Source organism: Streptomyces sp. NPDC107559 (assembly GCF_055657365.1).
This window is the reverse complement of the sequence record NZ_JBVKBD010000022.1, coordinates 102,608-125,467: the sequence shown is the minus strand read 5'-3', so window position 1 is coordinate 125,467 and position 22,860 is coordinate 102,608. Positions and strand designations below refer to the sequence as shown.

Here is a 22,860-nt window from a genome sequence, read left to right as displayed (position 1 = left end):
GGCCGCGAACGGGGCTATCTTCGCCTCGGCCAGCGAACGGACGGCGTCACGGAGCATGTCGTGCTCCTCGGACGGGCGGTACAGGTCGAAGTCAGACATGCGCTCTCCTCAACGGCACTCAGTACCCTCATTTTGCAGCACTGAGTGCCAGATGGGAAAGGGGGTTCGTCTACGGGCGTAGCGACCGACCGAATCAGGCATACGATCGACCGTCGAGACGTTGGCCGAAAATCGTCCCGGGCAGGTCAGAACCCATAGATGGCACTGAGTGCTGCAATTTAGGGAACTGAGTGCCAGTCGACGCCTCGCGTTCACCGTCCCGGGACGGTTCGCGACCGAGGGCGGTGCCGTGGGGGCGTACGGCCCCTGCGCCGGAAGGCGCAGGGGCCTTCACCTTGCGGCCGCGGCTAGCCTTCGTCGCCGCCCCGGCGGCGTACGAACACGGTGACACCGGCGGCCACGGCGAGGACCACGGCGACGATGCCGGCCCAGACGCCGGCCGAGGGACCGTCGTCGTCCTTCTCCGCCTCGGCGGCCTGCGGGGACGGCGAGGCGGCGGATCCCTCCGCGGCGGGCGCCGGCGACGCGGACGCACTCGGGGCCGGGGTCGCGGTCGGCGACGGGGCGACCGGCTTCGCTCCCGGCGCGGCCGCCTTGAGCCGGAGGGTCGGCGCGGGGTTCTCCCCGTTCTCGTCCAGCTCGATCCAGCGGTCGGTGCGTCCGTCGGCGTAGGTCTGGAGGGTCTTGAAGGCCAGCTTGCTCGCGTCGGGCAGTTGCCTGACGACGACGGAGTACGCGGCGTCGACACCGGTCTTCAGGGCGGGGCCCTTGACGGTGTATCCGTCGGCGTTCGCGGAGAACTGCCAGCCCTGGGGGCCTTCGCCGTACGTCACGTCGGCGGGGGCGATGCCCTCGGGCAGGACGACACGGATCTGTGTGATCCCCGCGGTGTCCGACTCCGACTCTGCGTCGAAGGCGATCTCGACGTGCTCGGCGAGTGCCTGGGCCTTGTCGGACTCCACCTCCACATGGGCGGCGGCCGGGCCGGCGCCCAGCAGGACGGCACCGGCGGCCGCCGCGGCCGCCAGGGGCAGGTGTCGGGGGGTGCGGTACCGCTTCACGACGCGGAACATGGGTGTCTCCAGGTGTGGGATGCGCGGAGCGGCCGGACGGACCGCCGCCCCGGCAGGGTCGGTGGGCGCGGGTGGGCTGCGCCCCGGGGCGGCCCCCTGCGCACCACCACGCCGGCGAGCACCGACTCCTCGGGGGGCCGCCTGGCCGGCCGGGCGAACACGGGCGCCGGCGGCCCCGGTTCGGCCGGGACACGGAGGCCGCGGCACAGGGCCCGGGCCGTGGCCGTCCACGCCCGGACCGTCACGGCCGCCGCGTCGAGACCGCGCGCCAGCGACCAGCACACCGTGTCCGCGCGGTGCAGCAGTACGGCGACCAGCAGGGCCGCCACGATGTGCACCGCCGTCATCGTCGGCGAGCTCGGCGGGTGCCCGTGCCACGTCCGATGGGCTTCTGCCGCGTGCCCCAGGTGTCCGGCCGGGGCCGCGAGCGGGGCGGGGCGCGCGGGCGCCGTCGTCAGCCAGAGGTGCAGCCCGGCCTGCGCTGCGGCGCAGACCGTCACGACCGAGGCCAGGGAGCGCGGGCGCCGGGCGCCGACGAGCCCGACGCCGAAGAACGCCGCGGCCGCCAGTGTGCCGTGCCGCCAGGGCGCGGGCCCCTCGGTGACCAGATGGTGCGCGCTCACCCCGAGAACCGTCCCGACGACCGCGAACACGGCCGCCCGCAGGACGGGCAGCGGCGGGCCGTGTACCGGGGTGCGGGGGCGAAGCGTGCGGGGCGTGGTCATCGCCCGCTCATCATGGGGCATCGCCGGCCCCGGCCGCCGTCCGCATCCCCGAAGAGGTCAACCGTCGCACCCGAGGGAGGCAACGCCGGGCAGGCGGGCGGTCCCACGGTCGAGCCGTCGGGCGGCTCGGCCGCGGCGTGTCGCGCTGCTTCAGTAGGGCAGTCCTTCGGCCGCCGCGCGCAGGGCGGTGCGCAGGGAGGTGTTCAGCCCGGCTTCCGTACGGATCCCCGCGGGCGCCGTCAGGCAGTCCTCCACCGCTGCCCGCAGCGCCCCGTTGAACATCGCCGCGTGCACCTTCACGCGCAGACTGTCCGGGCTACTCCCGGCCCTGCGGGCGAACAGTTCGGCGAAGACCGGCAGCGCGTCGTCGTGGACCTGGAGCCATACGGCGTGCAGTCCCGGATCGGTACGGGTCAGGGAGATCAGCTCCCAGACGGCCTCCTGCGGTGCGAAGGCATCGCTCCAGGCGCGGACGTCGTCGAGGTAGTCACGCAGCGAGGTGTCCGCGGGCCAGGCACGCAGTGCCTCCGCGACGACGTTCAGGCCCGCGATCAGCAGCGGTCTGACGCAGCTCTCCTTGGTCGGGAAGTGCCGCCAGAGGGTGCGGGCCGAGATGCCGACGGCCTGCGCGATCTCCTCCCCCGTGGTGCCTGTGACCCCTTGCGCGGTGAACAGGCGGATGGCCGCGTGCGCGATCTCCACGCGGAGTGCGGACTTGCGCCGCTCGCCGAGCGTGGGCGGTCGTGCGGTCCGATCCAGTAACGCCGAACGCTCTGCAGCCGAAACCTCGTGCACTGTCGCTCCCCACCCCAATGCGCGTCTGGTCGACGCAGCATAACCAGAGTCGCATTTGGCGCTTGCAGACATCTTGTCACTCAGTGACACGCCGTCTTACTCTGCCGATGTGACTCCCGAGTAACTGACTCTTGAGTCACCTCCAGGTGCCCTCGGTGGACCAGACCGGCGGCCCCGGAACCTCACCCCACAAAGGCTCCTGGCCAGAGCCTCCGTACGCCCGTGCCCGCCGGTGCGCCGCTGTCTCGGTCCGAGAGAGCGCGAAGAGCGGGCTCGCTGTCCCAACCGCCGAAGCCCGGACGGTCGCCGCACCCGGCGACCGTCCGGCGGTCGGCATGCGCGACGCACCATCTCGAACGACTCCCCACGACTCCAGGGCCGCGCGCCCCGGACCTCGTCTGCTGAAGGAGCGAGCCGCATGAAGCGATCGATCGGACCGTCCGGACCGGACGGCGTCTCGTTGGAGACGCCCCGTCGGACCCAGCAGTCCCCCACAGCACAGCCCGCGGGCGAACGGCGGCCCACCTCCGCCCGCAGCCGTCTGCTGACCACCGCGCTGGTCGCCGTGTGCGGCCTGGGCGCCACCGCCCTGCCCGCCGTGGCCCAGCCCGCCGCAGCCGCGACGCAGGAGTCCGGTTCACTCGCCCCGACCGTCCCTGCCTTCTACACACCACCGGCCCAACTGCCGGACACCAACGGCACGTTGATACGTACCGAACCGCTTCCCCTGGCACTGAGCCTGCCCGGGGTCGACGGCCCGCTGCCCGGCACGGCGACCCGGCTGATGTACCGCTCCACCGACTCGGCAGGCCGGCCGATGGCCGTGACCGGCGCCTACATCGAGCCGGCGGCCGCCTGGAAGGGCAAGGGTCCCCGCCCGGTCGTGGCCTTCGCCCCCGGCACGATGGGCCAGGGCGACCAGTGCTCCGCCTCGCTCGCGCTGGAACACCCCATCGCCCTGAACGAGGGCTCCGTCTCCGTCGGCTACGAGGCCCTGGCCATCTACCGGATCCTGAGCCGGGGCGTCGCCGTCGCGGTCACCGACTACGCCGGGCTCGGCACCACCGACCGCGTCCACACCTACGTCAACCGCGTCGACGAGGGGCACGCCCTCCTCGACGTCGCGCGCGCCGCCCGTACGGTGGCCGGCGCATCCATCACCTCCGCGTCCCCCGTCGGTCTGTACGGCTACAGCCAGGGCGGGGGCGCCAGTGCCGCCGCGGCCGAGCTCCAGCCCTCGTACGCACCCGACGTCCCCCTGGCGGGCACCTACGCGGGGGCGCCGCCGGCCGATCTGAACGAAGTGATGAAGGGTGTCGACGGCAGTTCCCTCGCGGCCGCCATCGCCTGGTCCGTCAACGGCATGGTGCAGAGCGACCCGTCGCTCGGGCCCGTCATCGACGCGCATCTCAACGCGGCGGGCCGGGCGGCGCTGGCCGAGACCTCGACCATGTGCGTCGGTGACGCGTTGCTCACCCTCGGGGCCGTGTCGAGCACGCAGTGGACGACGGACGGCAGTTCGGTCTCGCAGGTGGTCGGCAGCGAACCCCGGCTGAAGTCCTTCATCGGCGCCCAGCGCATCGGCACGCTCAAGCCCGCGGCTCCGGTACGTGTGGTCACCGGCGTCAACGACGACATGGTGACCCACGGGCAGGTCCGCAAACTCGCCGCCGACTGGTGCGGCAAGGGCGCCGACGTCACGTACGTTCCCGTCAATCTGCCGAGCCTCGGGGAGAAGAACATCGTCAACCACTTCGCCCCGCTCCTGACGGACCAGGGCGATGCCATCTCGTGGCTGGTCGACCGGCTCGCCGGCAAGGCCACCCTCTCCAACTGCTGGCTGCTGCCCCTGCTCCCCTGAGCCCCCGGCCCCGGTGCAGGTCCGGGGGCCACCGCCGACCGACCGGCCGCGTCAGGCACGACCCGCGCGGCCGGTCGCCCGGTCGGCGGGGCGCTGTGCACCACCCGGACTACGCGCCCCGGCGGACCCGTGCGGCCTTGCGGGCCTCGGCGAGCTGCCGGGCCTCGGCGGCGCCGCGTCCGCCGCGCCCCGGGCGGTTGCCCAGGCCGCGGAAGGGGGTGCCGCCACGCTGCCGCTGCGCCGGGAGCGGCGCGGCACCGTCGACGGGGACACCGGAGGGAGTCCGAGCCCCGGTGATCCGGCTCAGCTCGGCCTCGCCCGAGCGGACCAGCGTGACCCGGGCCCTGACACCCGCGTCGGACAGGAGCCGGGCCATGTCCCGGCGCTGGTTGGGCACGACCAGGGTGACAACGGTGCCCGACTCGCCCGCGCGGGCGGTGCGGCCGCCACGGTGCAGGTAGTCCTTGTGGTCGCCGGGCGGGTCGACGTTGACGACGAGGTCGAGGTCGTCGACGTGGATGCCACGGGCCGCGACGTCGGTGGCCACGAGCACCGTCACCTGGCCGTCCTTGAACTGCGCCAGGGTGCGGGTGCGCTGGGGCTGGGACTTGCCGCCGTGCAGGGCCGCGGCCCGCACCCCGCTGCTGCGCAGATGCCTGGTGAACTGGTCGACGGCGTGCTTGGTGTCCAGGAACATGAGCACGCGCCCGTCCCGCGCGGCGATCTCGGTGGCGGTCGCGTACTTGTCGGCGCCGTGCACCTGGAGCACGTGGTGCTCCATGGTGGTGACCGCTCCCGCCGCCGGGTCGACCGAGTGGACCACCGGGTCGTGGAGATAGCGCTCGACGAGCAGATCGATGTTGCGGTCCAGGGTGGCCGAGAACAGCATCCGCTGACCGTCGGGCCGCACTTGGTCGAGCAGCGCGGTCACCTGCGGCATGAAGCCCATGTCGGCCATCTGGTCGGCCTCGTCCAGGACGGTGATGTCCACCTGGTCCAGGCGGCACGCCCTGCGCTCGACGAGGTCCGTGAGACGGCCGGGCGTCGCGACGACGACCTCGGCCCCCTCGCGCAGCGCGGCCGTCTGCCGGCCCATCGACAGGCCGCCGACCACGGTGGCCAGACGCACCTTCACCGACTGTGCGTACGGGGCGAGTTCGTCGGTGACCTGCTGGGCCAGTTCGCGCGTGGGGACCAGGACCAGGGCCAGCGGCCTGCGTGAGTCGGCGCGTCGGCCCGCGGTGCGCACGAGAAGCGCCAGGCCGAAGGCGAGCGTCTTGCCCGAGCCGGTGCGTCCGCGTCCCAGGACGTCGCGTCCCGCGAGGGAGTTCGGCAGGGTGGCGGCCTGGATCGGGAACGGCTCGCTCACGCCGCGGTCGGCGAGGGTCCGCTGCACCGCGTCGGGCAGGTCCAGTTCGCCGAAGGTCGCGGCCGGAGGGAGGGCCGGGGCGACGGTGTCCGGCGACTGGAAATCCCCCTGGCGGGTGGCGCGACGGCGCGCGTCGCCGCTCGAACCGGCTTCAGGACGGACTGAACGGCTCATGCAGAACCTTCCTCGAGGGCACGCATCGAGGAATTCCCGGCAGGACACAGCCGGACGAATTGCAAGAACGAGCCGATTTCAAGGCCACGCCTCGGGGCGGGCCGGTTTGGGGGCCGGGCTTTGCGGTCGAATTCCCGGGCCAAAGGTGTCCCATGATTTTCCGCGGCATACGGAAACAAAAAGTTGGGGCCCCGTCCATGACGGACGGGCCCCAACTTCCTCAGACGTTTCGACGTCAGGCGGGAGTGATGTTCTCCGCCTGCGGGCCCTTCTGGCCCTGCGTGACGTCGAAGTTCACCTTCTGGCCTTCCTGAAGCTCACGGAAGCCGGACGTGGCGATGTTCGAGTAGTGGGCGAAGACGTCCGGGCCGCCGCCGTCCTGCTCGATGAAGCCGAAGCCCTTTTCCGCGTTGAACCACTTGACGGTGCCAGTAGCCATGTCATCTCCTTCGGGGCTGTGCCCGCGGACTCACACCATGCGAGCCCCTGCGTCGCCACAATGAACCCCGTCCGGACAAGCACCGGAAAGACAAAAAACACCCGACGGCATACAACCGTCAAGGCACTTGAAGTTCGGGAACCACAACTGCAACTACGGCAAGGTTACCACGTTAGGCGCATCCGTATTGTTATTCCACCCGTGACCCTCGCCGCTTCGCGTCCGGCCGCGCCCGTGGGCGTACGGACGCTGTTCACTCCGAGGGATTCGGGCGGGCGAGTCCGAGGTCGTAGGCGAGGATGACGGCCTGGACACGGTCGCGCGCCCCGATCTTCGCCAGGACGCGGCCCACGTAGGTCTTCACCGTGGACTCCGACAGAACGAGCCGTTCGGCGATCTCCCCGTTGGTCCAGCCCCGGCCGATGGCGACCAGGATCTCGTGCTCGCGTTCGGTCAGGGAGCGCACCCGGGGGTCGCCCTCGGCGCCGGCGTCCGGCGCGGTCTGCGGCAGATGGTGTGCGTAGGCGTCCAGCAGGCGCCGGGTGAGGGCGGGGGCGATCACCGCGTCGCCCGCGGCGACCGCGCGGATCCCGGCCAGCAGCTCCTCCGGGTGGGCGTCCTTGAGCAGGAATCCGCTGGCTCCCGCGCGCAGGGCCGCATGGGCGTACTCGTCCACGTCGAAGGTGGTCAGGACGAGGACCCTGGAGCGGCCTCCGGAGGCGACGATGCGCCGGGTCGCCTCGATGCCGTCCATCCCCGGCATCCGGACGTCCATCAGGATCACGTCCGGGCGGAGCTCGGCGGCCTGGCGGACGGCCTCGCCGCCGTGGGCCGCCTCGCCCGCGACCACGGTCTCGGGGGAACTCTCCAGGAGCATACGGAAACCGAAGCGCTGCAACGGCTGGTCGTCCACGATGAGCACGGTGGTCATGCCGCGCCCCCCGCCGCGACCTCGCCCGGCAGACCGGTCCGGTCGGGCACGCCGGGTGAACCGGAGGGGCCGGGCCGGCCCGGCGCGTCGGCGGAACCGGCCAAGCCCGGCAGGCCGGCAGGCGGGCTGAGGTCGAGGGTGGCCCGGACCGTCCAGCCCCCGTCCGTCGTGGGGCCCGCGACGACCGTCCCGCCGTACAGGGCAGCGCGTTCTCTCATTCCGGCCAGTCCGTGTCCTTCGTCGTGGGGCGCCCGGATCCGGACGGTCCCGTCCTGCGGTCCGGTGTCGTGGACCTCGATGTGCACCAGCGGGTCGGCGGCGGTCACCGACAGCCGGATCCGGGTGTCGTGGCCCGCGTGTTTGAGGGCGTTGGTGAGGGCTTCCTGGGCGATACGGTAGACGGCCAGCTGGAAGCCGCGGTCCAGGGTGTCCAGCGTGCCCGCGGTCCGGTAGGTGACCTGGGGGCCGGCGGAGCGGATCCGGGCGCACAGGGCGTCGATGTCCGCGAGGCCCGGCTGGGGGCTGAGCCGGGGGGCCTGGGTCTGCTCGCGCAGCACGCCGAGGGTGCGCCGCAGTTCGCCGAGCGCCTGGCGGCCGGTGTCACCGATGAGCAGCAGGGCCTGCTTCCCGCGTTCCGGGGAGGTGTCGGCCGCGTAGGCGCCGCCGTCGGCGAGCGTGATGATGACGGAGAGGTTGTGGCCGACGATGTCGTGCATCTCGCGGGCCACCCGGGTGCGTTCGGTGGCGACGGCCAGCCGACTGCGCTGGTCGCGTTCGATCTCCAGCCGGGCCGCACGGTCGCGCAGTCCGGCGACCTGGGCGCGCCGGATGCGTACGGCCAGCCCCAGCGCGACCGCGGCGACGATGGTGGTGCTGAGCAGGAACAGGCCGTCCAGGACGGAAACGTCCGAGCGCATCCGTACGGCCAGCAGCGCCAGTCCGCTCACCGTCACGGCGCAGGCGGTGGGCAGGTGACGCAGCCGCCCGTGCAGCGCGAGGCTGTAGAGGGCGACCAGGACGGCGACGGCGACGCGCAGCCAGGCTCCCAGGGCGCACTGGACCAGGAAGACGGTGGCGGTCAGCGCGAAGGCCACGGACGGCTGTCTGCGGCGCCACAGCAGCGGCAGTACCTGTCCGGCCTGGAGTGCGAGGGTCGCCGCGACCGACAGATGGGTGAAGGCCTTGGCGAGTTGGTCGTGCCGTTCGTGGTGGTGGGGCACCAGGTCCGGCACGCACAGCAGGGCCACCATGACCAGGACCAGCGCCGTGTCCAGCAGCCACGGCCGGGAGCGGTCCGTCTGCCGCAGCCGCCGGCCGACCCGGGACACCCGGCCGACCAGCGGATGGTTCCACACCGGGTCCATCCCGGTCAGCGCGGTCGCTCCGCCGGGGACGGCCGCCCGCACCGGGACGGCCGTCCCCGCGGTGATGTCGTCGCTGCTCATGGAGGTCACCCGTTCATCGTGGCGCACGCCGGCCGGGCGGAGCGCACCGGCCCGGGGCCGCTCGCGCACCGCCCGGCCGCGGCCGCCGGCTCAGGCGTCGGTACGCACCAGACGGTACGCGGCGCCCGCGAGCGCGAGCACGGTCCAGCCGAGGAAGACCAGGCCTCCGGCGCCGGGGGCCAGCGTCGTCGCGTCGTGGGTCAGGGCGAACATCGACTCACCTGCGTTGCTGGGCAGGTACGGGCTGATGTCGTCCTGCCAGGAGGTGGGCAGCAGCGAGACCAGTCCGGGCACCAGCATCAGCGAGGCGACCAGGACGGCGATGCCGCCGGCGACCGAGCGCAGCAGCGCGCCGAGCGCGACGCCGATCACCGCGACGGTGCCGAGGTAGAGCCCGGCGCCCAGCAGGCTGCGCACCACTCCCCCGTGCGAGAGCGAGAGGGCCGCGGGGGTGTCGGAGACCAGGCTGCTGCCGACGGGGAACGCGACGAACACGCCCGCGGTGGCCACGACCAGGGCGACCAGCCCGAACACGGCCGCCTTCGCCCACAGCACCGGCAGGCGGCGGGGCACCGCGGCGAGCGTGGAGCGGATCATGCCGGTGGAGTACTCGCCGGCGGAGACCAGCACGCCCAGGACGCCCAGGGCCAACTGGGCGAAGTTGGTTCCGAACAGCGAGAGGCTGAGGGCGGTGGCGTTGGCGTCGTCCCGGCGCGGGGGCCGGCCCGCGACGAAGTCGGCGTGGTAGTGCGCGCTCGCGATGACGCCGAAGCCGACCAGGAACAGCAGGCCGAGGCCCAGGGTGATCCAGGTGGAGCGCAGGGACCAGAGCTTGGCCCACTCCGAGCGCAGCACCCTGCGTCCGGTCACCTTGTACTGCGGCCGGGCGGGCCGCGCGGGAGCGGGCGCCGTCGCGGAGCTCTCGGTCACGGTCGGTGTCGTCATGCCACGCTCCTGGGGGTCTCGACGGTGGTGGTGCCGTGGTACTCGACGGCGTCGCTGGTCAGGTCCATGAACGCCTGCTCCAGCGAGACCGTCCGGGAGCTGAGCTCGAACAGCGCGATGCCGTGCTCGGCGGCCTTGAGGCCGATGGCCCGTGCGGACAGGCCGGTCACCTGGAGCTCCTCGGTGCCGATCGCGCCGGTGATCTCGACGCCCGGTCCGGACAGCACCTCGCGCAGGCGGGCCGCCTGGTCGGAGGCGACCGTGACGGTGTCGCCGCCGCCGCGGCGGATCAGCTCCTGCACCGTGGTGTCGGCCAGCAGACGCCCGCGGCCGACGATGATCAGGTGGTCGGCGACCAGTGCCATCTCGCTCATCAGGTGCGAGGAGACGAAGACGGTACGGCCCTCGGACGCGAGCTGGGTGAGCAGGTTGCGGATCCACAGCACGCCTTCGGGGTCCAGCCCGTTGACCGGTTCGTCCAGCATGAGGGTGGCCGGGTCGCCCAGCAGGGCGGCGGCGATGCCGAGCCGCTGGCCCATGCCGAGGGAGAAGGCGCCGGCGCGCTTCTTCGCCACGGACTGAAGGCCGGTCAGCTCGACGACCTCCTCCACGCGGCGGCGTGGAATGCCGTGCGTGTGGGCCTGCGCCATCAGGTGGTCGAACGCGGAGCGGCCCGGGTGGATCGACTTCGCCTCCAGCAGGGCGCCGACCTCCTGGAGCGGCGCGCTGTGCTCGGCGTAGTGGCGTCCGTTGACGGTGACGGTGCCGGCGGTCGGCGCGTCCAGTCCGACGATCATGCGCATGGTGGTGGACTTCCCCGCGCCGTTCGGGCCCAGGAAGCCGGTGACCGTGCCCGGCTTCACGACGAAGTCCAGGCCGTCGACCGCCGTCTTCTCCCCGTACCGCTTCGTCAGCTGTTGCGCCTCGATCATCGTCGCTCCCTCGCTCTGGGCCGCCGGACCCGTCCGGTCCTCTCACCTGCAACGCTAGGTGCCGGACGGCCGCGATCCGTGGTACCCCGGGGGGCAATGGCGCGCGAGGGTGGTACCGCGGTACTACGCCGGCCGGGGCCGCGAGGGCGGTCCCGGGTGCGCTCTCCCGTCAGGGCGCGTGCGTCACCGGTCGGTCGGCTGCCGCCGGGCGTCGTCGCGCGGGTCGCGGCTCTGGTCGGGCACCCGGGCACCGGGCTCGGGCCCGCTCATGTCGCACCAGTCGATACGCAGGACGGCCAGGTCGTCCGTGTGGCGGTCGGCGTTGCGGGCGCGTGCCTCGGCGATGAGGTGATCGAGCTGTTCGCCGGTGCCGTGGGAGCGTGTCTCGCCGAGGATGGCCAGCACGCCTTCGACGCCGAGGCGGGAGTCGTCACCGCCGGCGTAGCCCTCGATCAGTCCGTCGGTGTACACGATCAGGCTCCCGTCCGGCGGCAGTGGCACCGTGGTGGCGGGCCATTCGCCGAGGCCGGGGATGATGCCCAGCGCGATGCCGTGCTTGGACTGAAGGACCTCGGGACCGCGGGAGGTCACGATCAGCGGCTCGTGGTGCCCGACGAGATGGAGGGTGAGCAGGCCGCGGGCCGGGTCCAGGGTGATGAGGGTGCAGGTGGTGAACAGGTCGCTGCCGGTGCGTTCGGCGATGTGCATCCGCTCCAGCAGGTCCAGCAGCTGCGCGCCGCGGTGGCCGCCGAGGGTCAGCGCGCGCCAGGCGATGCGCAGGCAGACGCCGAGCGCCGCGGCGTCCGGGCCGTGGCCGCTGACGTCCCCGACGACCGCGTGGACCTGGCCGTCCTCGGTCTGGACGACGTCGAGGAAGTCGCCGCCCAGCAGGGCCTGTTCACGGCCGGGGAAATAGCGGCTGGTGGCCGTCACCGACGGCGAGGCGAGGATCGGCTCGGGCAGCAGACCCCGCTCCAGCCGGGCGTTCTCCTGTGCCCGGAGCCGGCCGACCTGAAGGGCGGCGCTGGCCCGCTCGGACTGCTTGCGCTGCACCGCGTACCGTACGGCCCGCTGGAGCAGTTCGTGGTCGACCTTGCCCTTGACGAGGTAGTCCTGCGCGCCCGCGGCCAGCGCGTCGACCCCTGCGCCGGACTCGGCGAGCCCGGTGAGCACGATCACCGCGGCCTGGGGATCCTCCCGCCGGATCGCCTCCACGCTCTCCAGCCCGGCGATGTCGGGCAGATGCAGGTCCAGCAGTACGCAGTCGAAGCGCCGTCCGGCCAGTTCCCGGCGTGCCTCGGCCATCGTCCTGCCGCGCACGAGGGAGTGCCGCAGATCGGTGTCGTGGAGCAGTTCCTCGACCAGTACGGCGTCGCCCTCGTCGTCCTCGACGAGGAGGATGTCGTAGGCCGTCTCGTCCCGTGGGGCCGGTGGTGTCATGACTGCGGCGCTCCCGCTGGCGACTCGGACGACTCGGGTGACGCGGGTGACTCGGACGACTCGGGTGACGCGGGTGACTTGGACGGCGCGGGTGACGCGGGTGACCCGGGCTCCTGGCCGACGTCGGCACCGGGCAGGGTGAACACGACCCGGGTGCCGGGGGTGTGACCGGGGTCGATCCCGATCGAACCGTCGTGGAACTCCACGACCTTCTTGCACATGGCCAGACCGATGCCGGTGCCCGGATAGGCCTCCCGGGTGTGCAGCCGCTGGAAGATGACGAAGACCTTGTCCCGGAACTCCGGGGCGATGCCTATGCCGTTGTCGCCGACGCCGAACTCCCAGACGTCGCCCACGCGTCGCGCGCCGACCCGGATCTCGGGTCGGCGCTCCGGGTCGCGGAACTTCAGGGAGTTCGACAGGAGGTTCTGCCACAGCATGCCCAGTTGGGTCGCGTCGCCGACCACCACGGGCAGCGGATCGACCGTCACCTCGGCCCCGGTCTCCTCGATCGGGATGCTCAAGGTGTCCAGGGTGCGCCGCAGGACCTCCTCCAGGTCCACCGTGGCGTGGTCGTTGTGCACGCGCCCCACCCGGGAGAAGGCGAGGAGGTCGTTGATGAGGACCTGCATCCGGTTGGCGCCGTCGACGGCGAACGCGATGTACTGGTCGGCCCGCTCGTCCAGTTGACCGCCGTAGCGGCGTTGCAGCAGCTGGGTGAAGCTGGACACCTTCCGCAGCGGCTCCTGGAGATCGTGCGAGGCGACGTAGGCGAACTGCTCCAGTTCGGTGTTGGAGCGCTTCAGTTCGGCCGTCTGCTCGTCGAGCAGCCGGCGCGCCTCCTCGCTGAAGGCGAGTTCGTCCACCAGCCGGGTCCGCATCCCGTCGACGTCCACGGCGAGTTGTCTGATGTCCGCGGGACCGGTGACCGCGATGCGCCGGTCGAAACGGCCGCGTGCCACGTCCCTGGCTCCGGCGCCCACCTGCTCCAGCGGGCGGGTGATGCCCCGCCGCAGCGCCTCGAAGACGAGCGCGGCCACCACGGCGACGACGAGGGCGTCCACGGCGAGCGTCCAGTTGCGCAGGACCGTGGCGCGGCGCAGCGCGTCGGCCGCGTGCTGGCGTTCCAGCTGGAGCCGGCTCTGCTGGGCCTTCAGCGCCTTGCGCACCGCGTCGAACTCGGTCTTGCCCTCTTCCGCCCGCTCCGCCGAGAGGGCCAGGGCCGTCGCCGCCGACGAGCCGGAGACGGGGCGGGCGATCCGCTCCTGCCAGGTGCCCGCGGCCTTGCGGACGGCCGCGAGATCGGCCAGGTCATCGCCGCCGCGCAGCACCTCCTCCAGCCGCCCCACGGCCTGCCGCTCCGCCGCGACGCCCTCGGTGTACGGGGTGAGGAACTCCGTACGGCCGGTCAGTCCGTAACCCCGCACCCCGGTCTCCTGGTTGAGCAGCGCCGACTCCAGGCGCACGGCGTTCACCAGGGCGGGGCTGCGCCGGTTGACCAGTTCGTCGGAGATCCTCGACGACCGCAGCATCGCCCACGCCCCCACCGATCCCAGGACCGTCAGCACCAGCAGGGTCGCGGCAACTCCTCGGCGCAGCCAGTGCCGGGTGGTCCAGCCGGCCATCGGCCCGTCGGCGGAGGCGGCTTTCTGCACGAGGTGGCACTCCTTCAGGATCCGACCGATTCCGAACATCCAGCCGAACCGTGCGTACGGCAGGCACACCTTAACCTGGCCGGACAACAGTTGTTGTCGACTCTTCACACCGGCAACTAGGCTGACCCGTATGTCTGCCCCGGGGACCCCGTCCCCACCGACCGTGTCCGGGCCGTCGCGCACCTGTATGTTCTGGTGACCATGGAGGAGGCGGTACAGCGCTCCCCTTCCCACCAGCCGACCAGGAGCTCGTAACATGGCAGCCTCTGCCTCCCCCCGTCCCTATGACGTACTGCTGGTCGAAGACGACGTGGCCGACGCGATGCTCATCCAGGACGCCCTGGCCGACCGGGGCGCGCGCAATCTCGCCCAGGTCTCCGACGGCGTGCAGGCGCTGGAGTACCTCCGTGACCCGGCCCGTACACGTCCCGACCTCATCGTCCTGGACCTGAACATGCCGCGCATGAACGGCCGCGAGTTCCTCGCGATCGTCAAGGCGGACGCGGATCTGCGCACCATTCCCGTGGTCGTGCTCACCACGTCGGCGGCGCCCGACGACGTCTCGGGGGCGTACGAGCATCACGCGAACGCGTATGTGACCAAGCCGGTCAACCTCGACGAGTTCGAGGAGGCGGTGCGCAGCATCGACGCCTTCTACCTCGACGTCGCGGTCAAACCGCGGCCGTAGCCAGGGGCGCGGCCGGGACTCGGCACGCGGATCGCCGGTCGCGTGAGATGTTCAGCAGACCAGCCGATGACGTGCCGATGACGCCATTGGCGTGACATCCGGCGCGCGGCGCAACCGGACCGGTCACGTGAGGCCTCCTGTCCTGCAAGCAGGGACCGCACGAGAAGGAGACCCACGTGACCAGCACCGTTTTCGAGTCCGGTTCGCCCCGTACCTTCGTGGACCCCTACGCCGTCGACTCGGCGGCGCCCGCTGCCTGGGCGAGCGCCTGGCGGCAGAAGGAGGAGGGGGACCACTTCCTGCCCGCGCCGGACCCGGCGCAGCGCCTCGACTTCACCATCGACCCGCGCGACCGGCGGCGGCTGGAGCTCCAGGCGATCCTGACCATGGCGGGCATCCCGCCCCGGCCCGAGGACCGCGAGGCCATCGACCAGCTCAGCGCACTGCCCGGCAGCGTCAACACCACCTTCCAGCGCTGGCTGAATCACACCGGCTGACCGCCACCGGGCGGTTCGAGCAGGGGGCCGGGTCCCGTCCGGTGCGGGTCTGCCGTGCGGGAGCCCGGGGGGCAGCGGCGCGGGGAGCGCGCGTCACCCGTGGGAACGCGCGGGATCAGCGGCAGCGCCGGACCGGAGCCGGGATCAGCGACCGCGCCAGACCGGGGAGCGCTTCTCCGCGAAAGCGGTGGCTCCCTCCCGGGCGTCCTCCGAGACGAAGACCGGCGCGATGATCCGCTCCTGCTCCTCCCAGCCCTCGGCGAGCGTCCAGTCCGCGCTGGAGCGGGCGATCCGCTTCGTGGCGGCGACCGCCAGCGGTCCGGCCGCCGCCACCCGCGCGGCCAGTTCCAGCGCGCCCTCCAGCGCCTTGCCCTCCGGCACCAGGCGGTTGACCAGGCCGACTTCCGCCCCTCGCCGCGCGCTGATCGGACCGCCGGTGAGAAGCATCTCCATGGCGATCGCGTACGGGATGCGGCGCGGCAGCAGCAGTGCGCCGCCCGCGGCCGCCACCAGCGAGCGGGTCACCTCCGGGACGCCGAACCGGGCCGTCTCGGCCGCGACCACCAGGTCGCAGGCCAGCATCAGCTCGAACCCGCCGGCCAGCGCCCAGCCCTCGACGGCGCCGATCAGCGGCTTCCTCGGCGGTGTGACGGTGATGCCGGCCAGTCCCCGGCCCTCGATCGCCGGGCTCTCCCCCCTGAGGAAGGCCTTGAGGTCCATCCCGGCCGAGAACGTCCCGCCCGCGCCGGTCAGGACGCCGACCCGGAGGTCGTCGGACGCGTCCAGTTCGTCGACGGCGTCCGCGACGGCGCGGGCGACGGCCAGGTTCAGGGCGTTCTTCGCCTGCGGCCGGTTGATGGTGATGATCTGCACGCCGTCACGGCGTTCGACCAGGACTTCGTCCGACATGTCGTTCTCCTTGCGGTGCGGTCGTACCGGCTCCGACGGCCGGTCGACGTGGTGATCAGCCGGTCGGCGGCGTGGTGCGCCGGATGCCGGTCAAGAAGGTGTCGCAGAAGACGTCCGCGATCTCGCGCGGCGGGAGTCCGGCGCCCTTCTTCAGCCACACGTACGAATAGTTGAACATTCCGAGGATGCCCTTCAGGGCCACGGACTCGGGCAGCGCCTTGAAGTCCCCCGCGTCGATGCCCGCGTCGAGCGTGCGCTGCCACACCTGCTCGTACTGCTTGCGCAGATCGAGCACCGACTCCATGAGCGGGCCGGTGAGCGCGGTGAAGTCCCGGTAGTGCACGGTCCATTCGAGAACGTGGTCGGCGATGTTCTCCATCAGCGTCCGGGCCAGTTCCCTGAAGCGTTCCTCGGGATCCCCCACGCGCTTCTCGATGTCGAGCGCGATCTCGACCATCACACGCAGCTGCGAGGCGCTGATCTCGAAGAGCAGGGCTTCCTTGTTCCCGATGTGGTGGTAGAGCGCACCTCGCTGGAGTCCTACCGCCGCCTCGAGTTGGGCCATCCCGGTGCCGTGGTAGCCGTGCTCGGCGAAGAGTTCCGCCGCCGCACGCAGAATCCGAGCTTTCTGAGGTGACTTGGGGGCCATTGACCTGCCGTTCTCGAAAAGGAACCCGGGGGAGGTAGAGACTACCGAGGGTCGTCGCACGCGCCTTCGCACCTGCCTTCGCGCATGCCTTCGCGCGCGTCGGTGCCCTCGCCGTCAGCCTTCCTCCGGCGCGTCGGGCCGGCCCGGATACCCGGGATTGGCCACGAGCAGCTTGTCCCGCACCGTGCCCACCACGGCGTCCACGACACCGGGGGCCCCGGGTGCCACGGCGCCGGAGCGCAGCGCGGCGGCGAAGTCCTGCTCCGTCGCGAAGCCGAGACCCGCCAGCCGTTCGCGGTGCCGCTGCGCCACCTCGGCGGAGAGCAGGATCTCCCGGCGGGCGATCCGCAGCGCGGCGGCCGCGACCCTGGCGAGGTAGCGGGCACCGCCCTGCGCACCGAGCTCACCGCGAGCGAGGGTGCGCTCGACCACGGCGAGCAGATGGCCGGCGTCCGGGGCGTCGTGGGGCGCGACGCCGGTGCCGACCGTCTCGGACTCCGCCGCGTCCACGGCGGTGAGTACGTCCTCCGTCTTCTCCGGCCGGGTCAGCCCGAGCGCGAGCAGCAGGTCGAACTCCGCCTCGCACACCCGGCGGCCGATCACCGCGTGTTCGAGCGAGTCCTGTGCGCCCTCCAGGTGTACGGCGGCCTGCTGACGGCAGATCAGGACCCAGCGCAGTGTGCTGTACACCTCCCACCAGTACAGCTGGGCGTCGGTCGGGCGCCAGCCCGCCACCGCCTCGTATCCGTCGAGGAGCTGTGCGCGGGTGCCGAAGCCGCCGACCGGCAGCGCCGAACCGAAGCGCCAGGCCTTCACGCACAGCCAGCCGAGGTCCTCGACCGGGTCGCCGCGGTGGACGAGTTCCCAGTCCAGTACGGCCCGGATCCCCTCGGGGCCGACGATGGCGTTGCCGTTGCGCAGGTCCCCGTGCACGACGGTGTCGGCGACGGCGGGCACGGGGTGCTCCTCCAGCCAGCGGATGCCGAGTTCCACCGACGCCCGGGGGGTGTCCCAGCGCTCGGCCAGGCCACGCAGCGCGGCGATCGGGTCCTGCCGGGCGAGCCCGCCGAGGGTGTCCGGGGACATGGTGTGGATACGCGCGGCGATGGCGCCGAACCGTGCCGCGAGTGTCTCGCGGGCCGTGGCGTACGCGTCGTCGCGCAGCAGGCGGCGTGGGATCACCTCGCCCGCCACATGGCTCATGACGATGTAGGGGTTGCCGCCGAGCGACGCCCCGCTGTCCACCAGTTCCGGGACCGGCACCCCGGCCGCCGCGGCGGCGGCCATGACCCTGGCCTCCAGGTCCATGGTCGCGGCGCCGGCCGGGCCCGACAGGTCGCGCCTGAGGACCAGTTCGCGGGAGCCGTCCGCGGTCTCGGCGGTGAAGCGCATGGTCTGCCGGCTGGCGCCGCCGGGCAGGGTGCTGGGGACGGTGGCCGTCACCGGCGCGCCCCACAGGGCGCTCAGCCGCGCCTCGATCTCCTGCTGGTCAGTCATCGAGACCGTCCTCCAGCCAGGGGGCGCGGGAGGGGTCGGCCAGCAGGCGTCGCGCGACGACCATCCGGTGGACCTCGTCCGGGCCGTCGTAGATACGGGCGAAGCGTGCCTCCCGGTACATGCCCTCCAGGGGGGTGTCGTCGGTGACGCCGAGGGCCCCGTGGACCTGGATCGCCCGGTCGATGACGTTGTGCAGCATCTGCGCCGCCCAGAACTTGACCATGCTGATCTGGATGCGGGCCTGTCCGTCCCGGTCGAACTGCCGCGCCGCGTCCAGGACCATCAGCCGTGCCGCGTGGATCTCGGCGGCGGACTCCGCGACGTAGCGCTGGATCTCGCCCTTCTGCGAGAGCAGCGAGCCGTGGGCGTAGCGTGTGTTGGCCCGGTCGACCATGAGCTCGAAGGCGCGCTGGGCCTGGCCGAGCCAGCGCATGCAGTGGAAGATCCGGCCGGGACCGAGGCGGGTCTGGCCGACGGCGAATCCGCCGCCGCGCTCGCCGAGAAGGTTCTCGTAGGGGACGCGGACCCCGGTGAGGCGGATCTCGCAGTGGTCGCCGCCGGTCGAGCCCATGGTCCTGAGTACGCGGACGACCTCGAAGCCGGGGGTGCCTGCGGGCACGACGATCGCGGACAGGGCCCGGTGGGCCTTGACGTCGTCCGGTTCGGTGCGGGCGTAGACCGTGGTGAACGCGGCGGTGGAGCCGCCGGTGGTGAACCACTTGTGCGCGTCGACGACCCACTCGTCGCCGTCGAGCCGGGCGGTGGCCTGGATGAGTGTCGGGTCGGAGCCGGCGACCTCGGGTTCGGTCATGCCGGTGCTCGGGGTGATGTCCCCCGCGACCAGCGGGACCAGCCAGCGCCGCTTATGCTCCTCGCTGCCGAAGCGGTGCAGCATGATCGCGTCCTGCATCGACAGGGTGCCCGCCGCGAGCTGTCCGTACTTGGAACGGCCGATGATCTCGTTGACGAGCGCGAACTCGTAGAACGGAAGGCCGCCGCCGCCGATCTCGGCGGGGTGTCCCAGCGCCCACAGTCCCTGCTTCTTGGCGCTCGCCCGGAGGCGCTGCAGCGCGTCGGCGGCGGTGTCGCCGCCCGCGTCCAGGGCCCGTTCGGCGGGGATGACCTCACCGTCGACGAACTCCCGCATGGCGGCGCGAAGTTGTGTTCCTGACATACTCATGGGCTTCATTCCTGACAGCAGCGGACGGGCGGGACGGGGCGTGGGTCACTTCGGGGGAAGGCGGACTCCCCCGTCGATCCGGATCACTTCGCCGTTGATGTAGCTGTTGGACAGCAACTCCCAGGCGAGGCTCGCGAACTCCTCGGCCCGGCCGAGCCGGCGCGGGAAGACGACGTCCTTGGCGAGCTTGGCCTTGAACTCGGCCGGGTTCGGGACCGTGTCGTAGATCGGGGTCTCGATCAGCCCGGGCGCGATGGTGTTCACCCGGACTCCGACGACACCGAGGTCGCGGGCCAGCGGCAGGGTGAGTCCGACGACACCGCCCTTGGATGCGCTGTAGGCGACCTGGCCGATCTGGCCGTCGAACGCGGCGACCGAGGTGGTGTTGACGATCGAGCCGCGCGCGCCGTCGGCGTCGGGCTCGTTGTGGGACATCGCGGTCGCGGCGAGGCGCACGACGTTGAAGGTGCCGATCAGGTTGACCTCGACGACCTTGCGGAACGCGTCGAGGTCGTGGGCCGAGTCGTATGTTCCGTCCCTGCCGACGGTGCGGGCGAGGCTCGGGATGCCCGCGCAGTTGACGACGACGCGCAGCGGGGCGTCGGCCACGGCGGTGTCGACGGCGGCGACGACCTGGTCGGGGTCGGTGACGTTCGCGGCCATGAACCGGCCGCCGATCTCCTTGGCGACCCGGTTGCCGCCCACCTCGTCGAGGTCGAGGACGGTCACCTTCAGGCCCTTGGCCGCGAGAAGGCGGCTGGTGGCCTCTCCCAGGCCGGAGCCCCCGCCGGTGACGATCGCCGAGCTGCCTGCCAGTTCCATCGTTGACTCCTTGGTTCGTATGAGGTGCGAGGTGCGAGGTGCGGCCGGGACCGTGCCGGGCCGGTGTCCGGTCAGCGCTTGCGGACGAATGCGGCGATCGCCGCCTGTGCCTCGGGGGAGGCGATCACCGCGACCTGGTTGGCGATCTCGGCTTCGAGTGCCTCGGCGAGCGTGGTGCGCCAGGCGTCGTTCAGCAGTGACTTGGTGCCGGCCAGGGCGGTGGGCGACAGCCGGCGGAGCCTGTCGGTGAGGGCGTCCACCTCGGCGGCCAGGTCCTCCACCGGCGCGACGGACGTGATCATTCCCCAGTCCAGCGCGGTGGCGGCGTCCAACGAGTCGCCGAGGAACGCCAGTTGGCGTGCCCTGCGCTCCCCCACCAGCCGGGGCAGCAGCCAGCTGCCGCCGCTGTCCAGGGACAGCCCGCGCCGGATGAACAGCTGAAGGAAGCGGGACCGGTCGCTCGCGATCACGAAGTCGCAGGCCAGCGCGAGGTTGACGCCCGCGCCCGCGGCGATTCCGTCGACCATCGCGATGGTCGGGAACGGCGCCTCGTGCAGGGCGAGGACACAGCGGTTGGAGACCCTGATCCGGTCGGGCAGGGCGTCGAGGTCGTCGAGCAGGCCCTCGACGTCCGACCCGCCGCAGAACGCCCCGTCGGCTCCGGTGACCACCACCGCACGGGTGGCGGGGTCGGCCGACAGCTCGGTGAGCAGCGCGTCCAGCGCGCTCCACATCGTGTCCGTCATGGCGTTGAGCTTGCCGGGCCGGTTCAGGGTGATCGTGGCGACCCCGTCCCGGGTCACGCAGTCGACGCTCATCCGCGGGACCGCTTCCCGGGGGTGTCGATGGACCGGCCGATGATCTCCTTCATGATCTCGTTGGTCCCCGCGTAGATGGTCTGCACCCGTGCGTCCAGAAACGCCTTGGCCACCGGGTACTCCTCCATGAAGCCGTAGCCGCCGTGCAGTTGGAGGCAGCGGTTGACCACGTCCTGCTGGAGTTCGGTGGTCCACCACTTGGCCTTGGCCGCGTCCTCGGCGTCGACGTCCCCGCTCAGGTGCCGGCGCACCAGGTGGTCCACGTAGACCTGGGCGACCTCGGTGGCGGTGAGCATCTCGGCCAGCTCGAACTTGGTGTTCTGGAAGGAGGACAGCCGCTGTCCGAAGGCCTCGCGCTCCCGGCAGTAGTCGATCGTCAGGTCCAGGACGGCACGGGCGCCGGTGATCGCCGAGACCGACAGCGCCAGGCGTTCCTGGGCCAGGTTCGCCATCAGGGTGGCGAAGCCCGTCCCCGGCTCGCCGAGCAGGTTCGCCGCGGGCACGCGGGCGTCGTCGAAGAACAGCTCCGCGGTGTCCTGGCTCTTCAGCCCGATCTTGCGCAGATGACGTCCGCGGGTGAAGCCGGGGGTGCCCGCCTCCACCACGATCAGGCTGATGCCGCGGTGGCGCTCGGCGGGGTCGGTCTTGACGGCCACCACGACCAGGTCGGCGTTGAGACCGTTGGTGACGAACGTCTTCGCCCCGTTCAGGACGTAGTGGTCGCCGTCGCGGACCGCGGTGGTGCGGATGGCCGCCAGGTCGGACCCCGTGCCGGGCTCCGTCATGGAGATCGCGCCCATCGTCTCGCCGGTGACGAAGCCGGGCAGCCAGCGGGCCCGCTGCTCCTCGGTGGCCGTGCCGAGCAGATAGGGCAGCACGATGTCGTTGTGGAGGGTGATGCACATGCCCGAGCCGATCACGTTGGCCCGTTGCAGCTCCTCCGAGATGATCACGTTGAAGCGGAAGTCGTCCACCCCGAGGCCGCCGTACTCCTCCGGTACGGCCATGCCCAGGAAGCCCTGGGCTCCGGCGGCCAGGAACATGGATTTGTCGACGCGGCCGGCCGCCTCCCACTTCTCGTGGTGCGGAACGATCTCGGTGCGCACGAAGGTCCGGAAGCTCTGCCGGAAGTCCTCGTGGGTGTCGTCGAACAGGTCACGCCGTACGGTCATCGCGCACCTCCTCTCTGGTCTCGTCCGTGGTCATCGGGCGGTCCAGCCGCCGTCGACGGCGATGGTCTGCCCGGTGATGTAGGTGCCGCCCGGGCCGGCGAGGAGCAGCAGTGCCCCGTCGAGTTCCCCGGGCCGTCCCGGGCGGCCCATCGGGGTGTTGCGCGCGATCCACCGGCTCGAGGACTCGTCGGCGAGCATCTCGGCGGTCAGCTCGCTGGGGAAGAACCCCGGGGCGATCGCGTTGACGCGTACGTCGTGGCGGGCCCATTCGGCGGCCAGGTGCCGGGTGAGGCTGATGACCGCGCCCTTGGCCGCACCGTAGGCGGACTGGGTGACGGGTGCCGAGGCCACCATGCCGAGGATGGAGGCGATGTTGACGATCGTCCCGCCGTCGCGCTCCGCCATGCTCCGCGCGGCGAGCACGCTGAGCCGGAACAGTGCGGTGACGTCGATGTCGAGCGTCCTGCTGAAGGAGTCGACGGGCTGCTCGAAGGCGGGCAGCGCGTCGGCCCATCCGGCGTTGTTGACCAGGATGTCCACCCCGCCGAGGTCCGCGGCGCGGGCGACGAGGCCCGCGCGGTCCGTCTCGTCGGTGACGTCGCAGCGGTGCGGCACGATCCGGTCGTGCCCGGCGGCGAGCTCCGCCAGCAGCTCCGTGCGGCGGGCGGCCGCGACGACGGTCGCGCCCGCGTCGGCCAGCGTGAGCGCGAACTGCCGTCCGAGTCCGGACGAGGCGCCGGTCACCACCGCGACCTTGCCGTCGAGGTCGATGACGTGGGCCATC

General features: G+C 72.1%; 22 protein-coding genes. 3 read left to right on the top strand and 19 right to left on the bottom strand.

Features of this window, described 5'->3' with window-relative positions:
- Positions 1-407: 407 nt before the first annotated feature.
- The 3 genes from ACZ7OY_RS38955 to ACZ7OY_RS38945 form a co-directional block, all read right to left on the bottom strand.
- Positions 408-1,133 (bottom strand): DUF1775 domain-containing protein, encoded by a 726-nt coding sequence (locus ACZ7OY_RS38955; protein WP_472250309.1) that lies wholly within the window; start codon positions 1,131-1,133, stop codon positions 408-410.
- Positions 1,118-1,858 (bottom strand): hypothetical protein, encoded by a 741-nt coding sequence (locus tag ACZ7OY_RS38950; protein ID WP_472250308.1) that lies wholly within the window; start codon positions 1,856-1,858, stop codon positions 1,118-1,120. The genes ACZ7OY_RS38955 and ACZ7OY_RS38950 overlap by 16 nt, the downstream gene beginning before the upstream one ends.
- A gap of 150 nt (positions 1,859-2,008) precedes the next feature.
- Positions 2,009-2,653 carry a TetR/AcrR family transcriptional regulator gene (locus ACZ7OY_RS38945; protein ID WP_472250307.1) on the bottom strand — a complete coding sequence of 215 codons (645 nt, stop codon included), beginning with the start codon at positions 2,651-2,653 and terminating at the stop codon, positions 2,009-2,011.
- Between the two features lie 418 nt (positions 2,654-3,071).
- Here ACZ7OY_RS38945 and ACZ7OY_RS38940 point away from each other — a divergent pair, with 418 nt between their 5' ends.
- Positions 3,072-4,514, top strand: coding sequence for a lipase family protein (locus tag ACZ7OY_RS38940; protein ID WP_472250306.1), 1,443 nt, complete (start codon positions 3,072-3,074; stop codon positions 4,512-4,514).
- Positions 4,515-4,623: 109 nt separating this feature from the next.
- Here ACZ7OY_RS38940 and ACZ7OY_RS38935 read toward each other — a convergent pair whose 3' ends face one another.
- The 8 genes from ACZ7OY_RS38935 to ACZ7OY_RS38900 all read right to left on the bottom strand — a co-directional run bounded on the left by ACZ7OY_RS38935 (position 4,624) and on the right by ACZ7OY_RS38900 (position 13,814).
- Positions 4,624-6,057 carry a DEAD/DEAH box helicase gene (locus ACZ7OY_RS38935; RefSeq protein WP_472250305.1) on the bottom strand — a complete coding sequence of 478 codons (1,434 nt, stop codon included), beginning with the start codon at positions 6,055-6,057 and terminating at the stop codon, positions 4,624-4,626.
- 235 nt (positions 6,058-6,292) lie between these two features.
- The gene (locus ACZ7OY_RS38930; protein ID WP_152889447.1) at positions 6,293-6,496 is read right to left on the bottom strand and encodes a cold-shock protein; all 204 of its coding nucleotides are present in this window, start codon (positions 6,494-6,496) and stop codon (positions 6,293-6,295) included.
- Positions 6,497-6,749: 253 nt separating this feature from the next.
- Positions 6,750-7,427 (bottom strand): response regulator, encoded by a 678-nt coding sequence (locus ACZ7OY_RS38925; RefSeq protein ID WP_472250304.1) that lies wholly within the window; start codon positions 7,425-7,427, stop codon positions 6,750-6,752.
- Positions 7,424-8,791: a histidine kinase gene (locus ACZ7OY_RS38920; RefSeq protein WP_472250312.1), complete on the bottom strand. Its 1,368-nt coding sequence runs from the start codon at positions 8,789-8,791 to the stop codon at positions 7,424-7,426. The genes ACZ7OY_RS38925 and ACZ7OY_RS38920 overlap by 4 nt, the downstream gene beginning before the upstream one ends.
- Before the next feature lie 171 nt (positions 8,792-8,962).
- Entirely contained in the window at positions 8,963-9,817 is an 855-nt protein-coding gene (locus ACZ7OY_RS38915) for an ABC transporter permease (protein WP_472250303.1), read from the bottom strand.
- The gene (locus ACZ7OY_RS38910; protein ID WP_351608017.1) at positions 9,814-10,749 is read right to left on the bottom strand and encodes an ABC transporter ATP-binding protein; all 936 of its coding nucleotides are present in this window, start codon (positions 10,747-10,749) and stop codon (positions 9,814-9,816) included. Before ACZ7OY_RS38910 ends, ACZ7OY_RS38915 begins: the two co-directional genes overlap by 4 nt.
- Before the next feature lie 183 nt (positions 10,750-10,932).
- Positions 10,933-12,189: a PP2C family protein-serine/threonine phosphatase gene (locus ACZ7OY_RS38905; protein ID WP_472250302.1), complete on the bottom strand. Its 1,257-nt coding sequence runs from the start codon at positions 12,187-12,189 to the stop codon at positions 10,933-10,935.
- Positions 12,186-13,814: a sensor histidine kinase gene (locus ACZ7OY_RS38900; RefSeq protein ID WP_472250311.1), complete on the bottom strand. Its 1,629-nt coding sequence runs from the start codon at positions 13,812-13,814 to the stop codon at positions 12,186-12,188. The genes ACZ7OY_RS38905 and ACZ7OY_RS38900 overlap by 4 nt, the downstream gene beginning before the upstream one ends.
- 286 nt (positions 13,815-14,100) lie before the next feature.
- Here ACZ7OY_RS38900 and ACZ7OY_RS38895 point away from each other — a divergent pair, with 286 nt between their 5' ends.
- Both ACZ7OY_RS38895 and ACZ7OY_RS38890 read left to right on the top strand, forming a co-directional pair.
- Positions 14,101-14,532, top strand: a complete 432-nt coding sequence (locus ACZ7OY_RS38895; RefSeq protein ID WP_472250301.1) for a response regulator — start codon at positions 14,101-14,103, stop codon at positions 14,530-14,532.
- A 176-nt stretch (positions 14,533-14,708) separates the two neighbouring features.
- Entirely contained in the window at positions 14,709-15,029 is a 321-nt protein-coding gene (locus tag ACZ7OY_RS38890; protein WP_472250300.1) for a hypothetical protein, read from the top strand.
- A gap of 144 nt (positions 15,030-15,173) precedes the next feature.
- On the opposite strand, the gene ACZ7OY_RS38885 is transcribed toward ACZ7OY_RS38890, so the two are convergent.
- The 8 genes from ACZ7OY_RS38885 to ACZ7OY_RS38850 all read right to left on the bottom strand — a co-directional run bounded on the left by ACZ7OY_RS38885 (position 15,174) and on the right by ACZ7OY_RS38850 (position 22,859).
- Positions 15,174-15,938, bottom strand: coding sequence for a crotonase/enoyl-CoA hydratase family protein (locus tag ACZ7OY_RS38885; RefSeq protein ID WP_472250299.1), 765 nt, complete (start codon positions 15,936-15,938; stop codon positions 15,174-15,176).
- Positions 15,939-15,993: 55 nt separating this feature from the next.
- On the bottom strand, positions 15,994-16,587 hold the full coding sequence (locus ACZ7OY_RS38880) for a TetR/AcrR family transcriptional regulator (protein WP_472250298.1): 594 nt from the start codon (positions 16,585-16,587) through the stop codon (positions 15,994-15,996).
- Between the two features lie 114 nt (positions 16,588-16,701).
- Positions 16,702-18,084: a phosphotransferase gene (locus ACZ7OY_RS38875; protein WP_472250297.1), complete on the bottom strand. Its 1,383-nt coding sequence runs from the start codon at positions 18,082-18,084 to the stop codon at positions 16,702-16,704.
- Positions 18,077-19,264 carry an acyl-CoA dehydrogenase family protein gene (locus ACZ7OY_RS38870; RefSeq protein ID WP_472250296.1) on the bottom strand — a complete coding sequence of 396 codons (1,188 nt, stop codon included), beginning with the start codon at positions 19,262-19,264 and terminating at the stop codon, positions 18,077-18,079. The genes ACZ7OY_RS38875 and ACZ7OY_RS38870 overlap by 8 nt, the downstream gene beginning before the upstream one ends.
- A gap of 45 nt (positions 19,265-19,309) precedes the next feature.
- A complete protein-coding gene (locus ACZ7OY_RS38865) occupies positions 19,310-20,086 on the bottom strand; it encodes an SDR family NAD(P)-dependent oxidoreductase (protein WP_472250295.1) in 777 nt (258 codons plus the stop codon).
- Positions 20,087-20,157: 71 nt separating this feature from the next.
- A complete protein-coding gene (locus ACZ7OY_RS38860) occupies positions 20,158-20,904 on the bottom strand; it encodes an enoyl-CoA hydratase/isomerase family protein (RefSeq protein WP_472250294.1) in 747 nt (248 codons plus the stop codon).
- A complete protein-coding gene (locus tag ACZ7OY_RS38855) occupies positions 20,901-22,076 on the bottom strand; it encodes an acyl-CoA dehydrogenase family protein (RefSeq protein WP_472250293.1) in 1,176 nt (391 codons plus the stop codon). Before ACZ7OY_RS38855 ends, ACZ7OY_RS38860 begins: the two co-directional genes overlap by 4 nt.
- A 30-nt stretch (positions 22,077-22,106) precedes the next feature.
- Positions 22,107-22,859 carry an SDR family NAD(P)-dependent oxidoreductase gene (locus ACZ7OY_RS38850; protein WP_472250292.1) on the bottom strand — a complete coding sequence of 251 codons (753 nt, stop codon included), beginning with the start codon at positions 22,857-22,859 and terminating at the stop codon, positions 22,107-22,109.
- Between the last annotated feature and the right edge of the window lies 1 nt (position 22,860).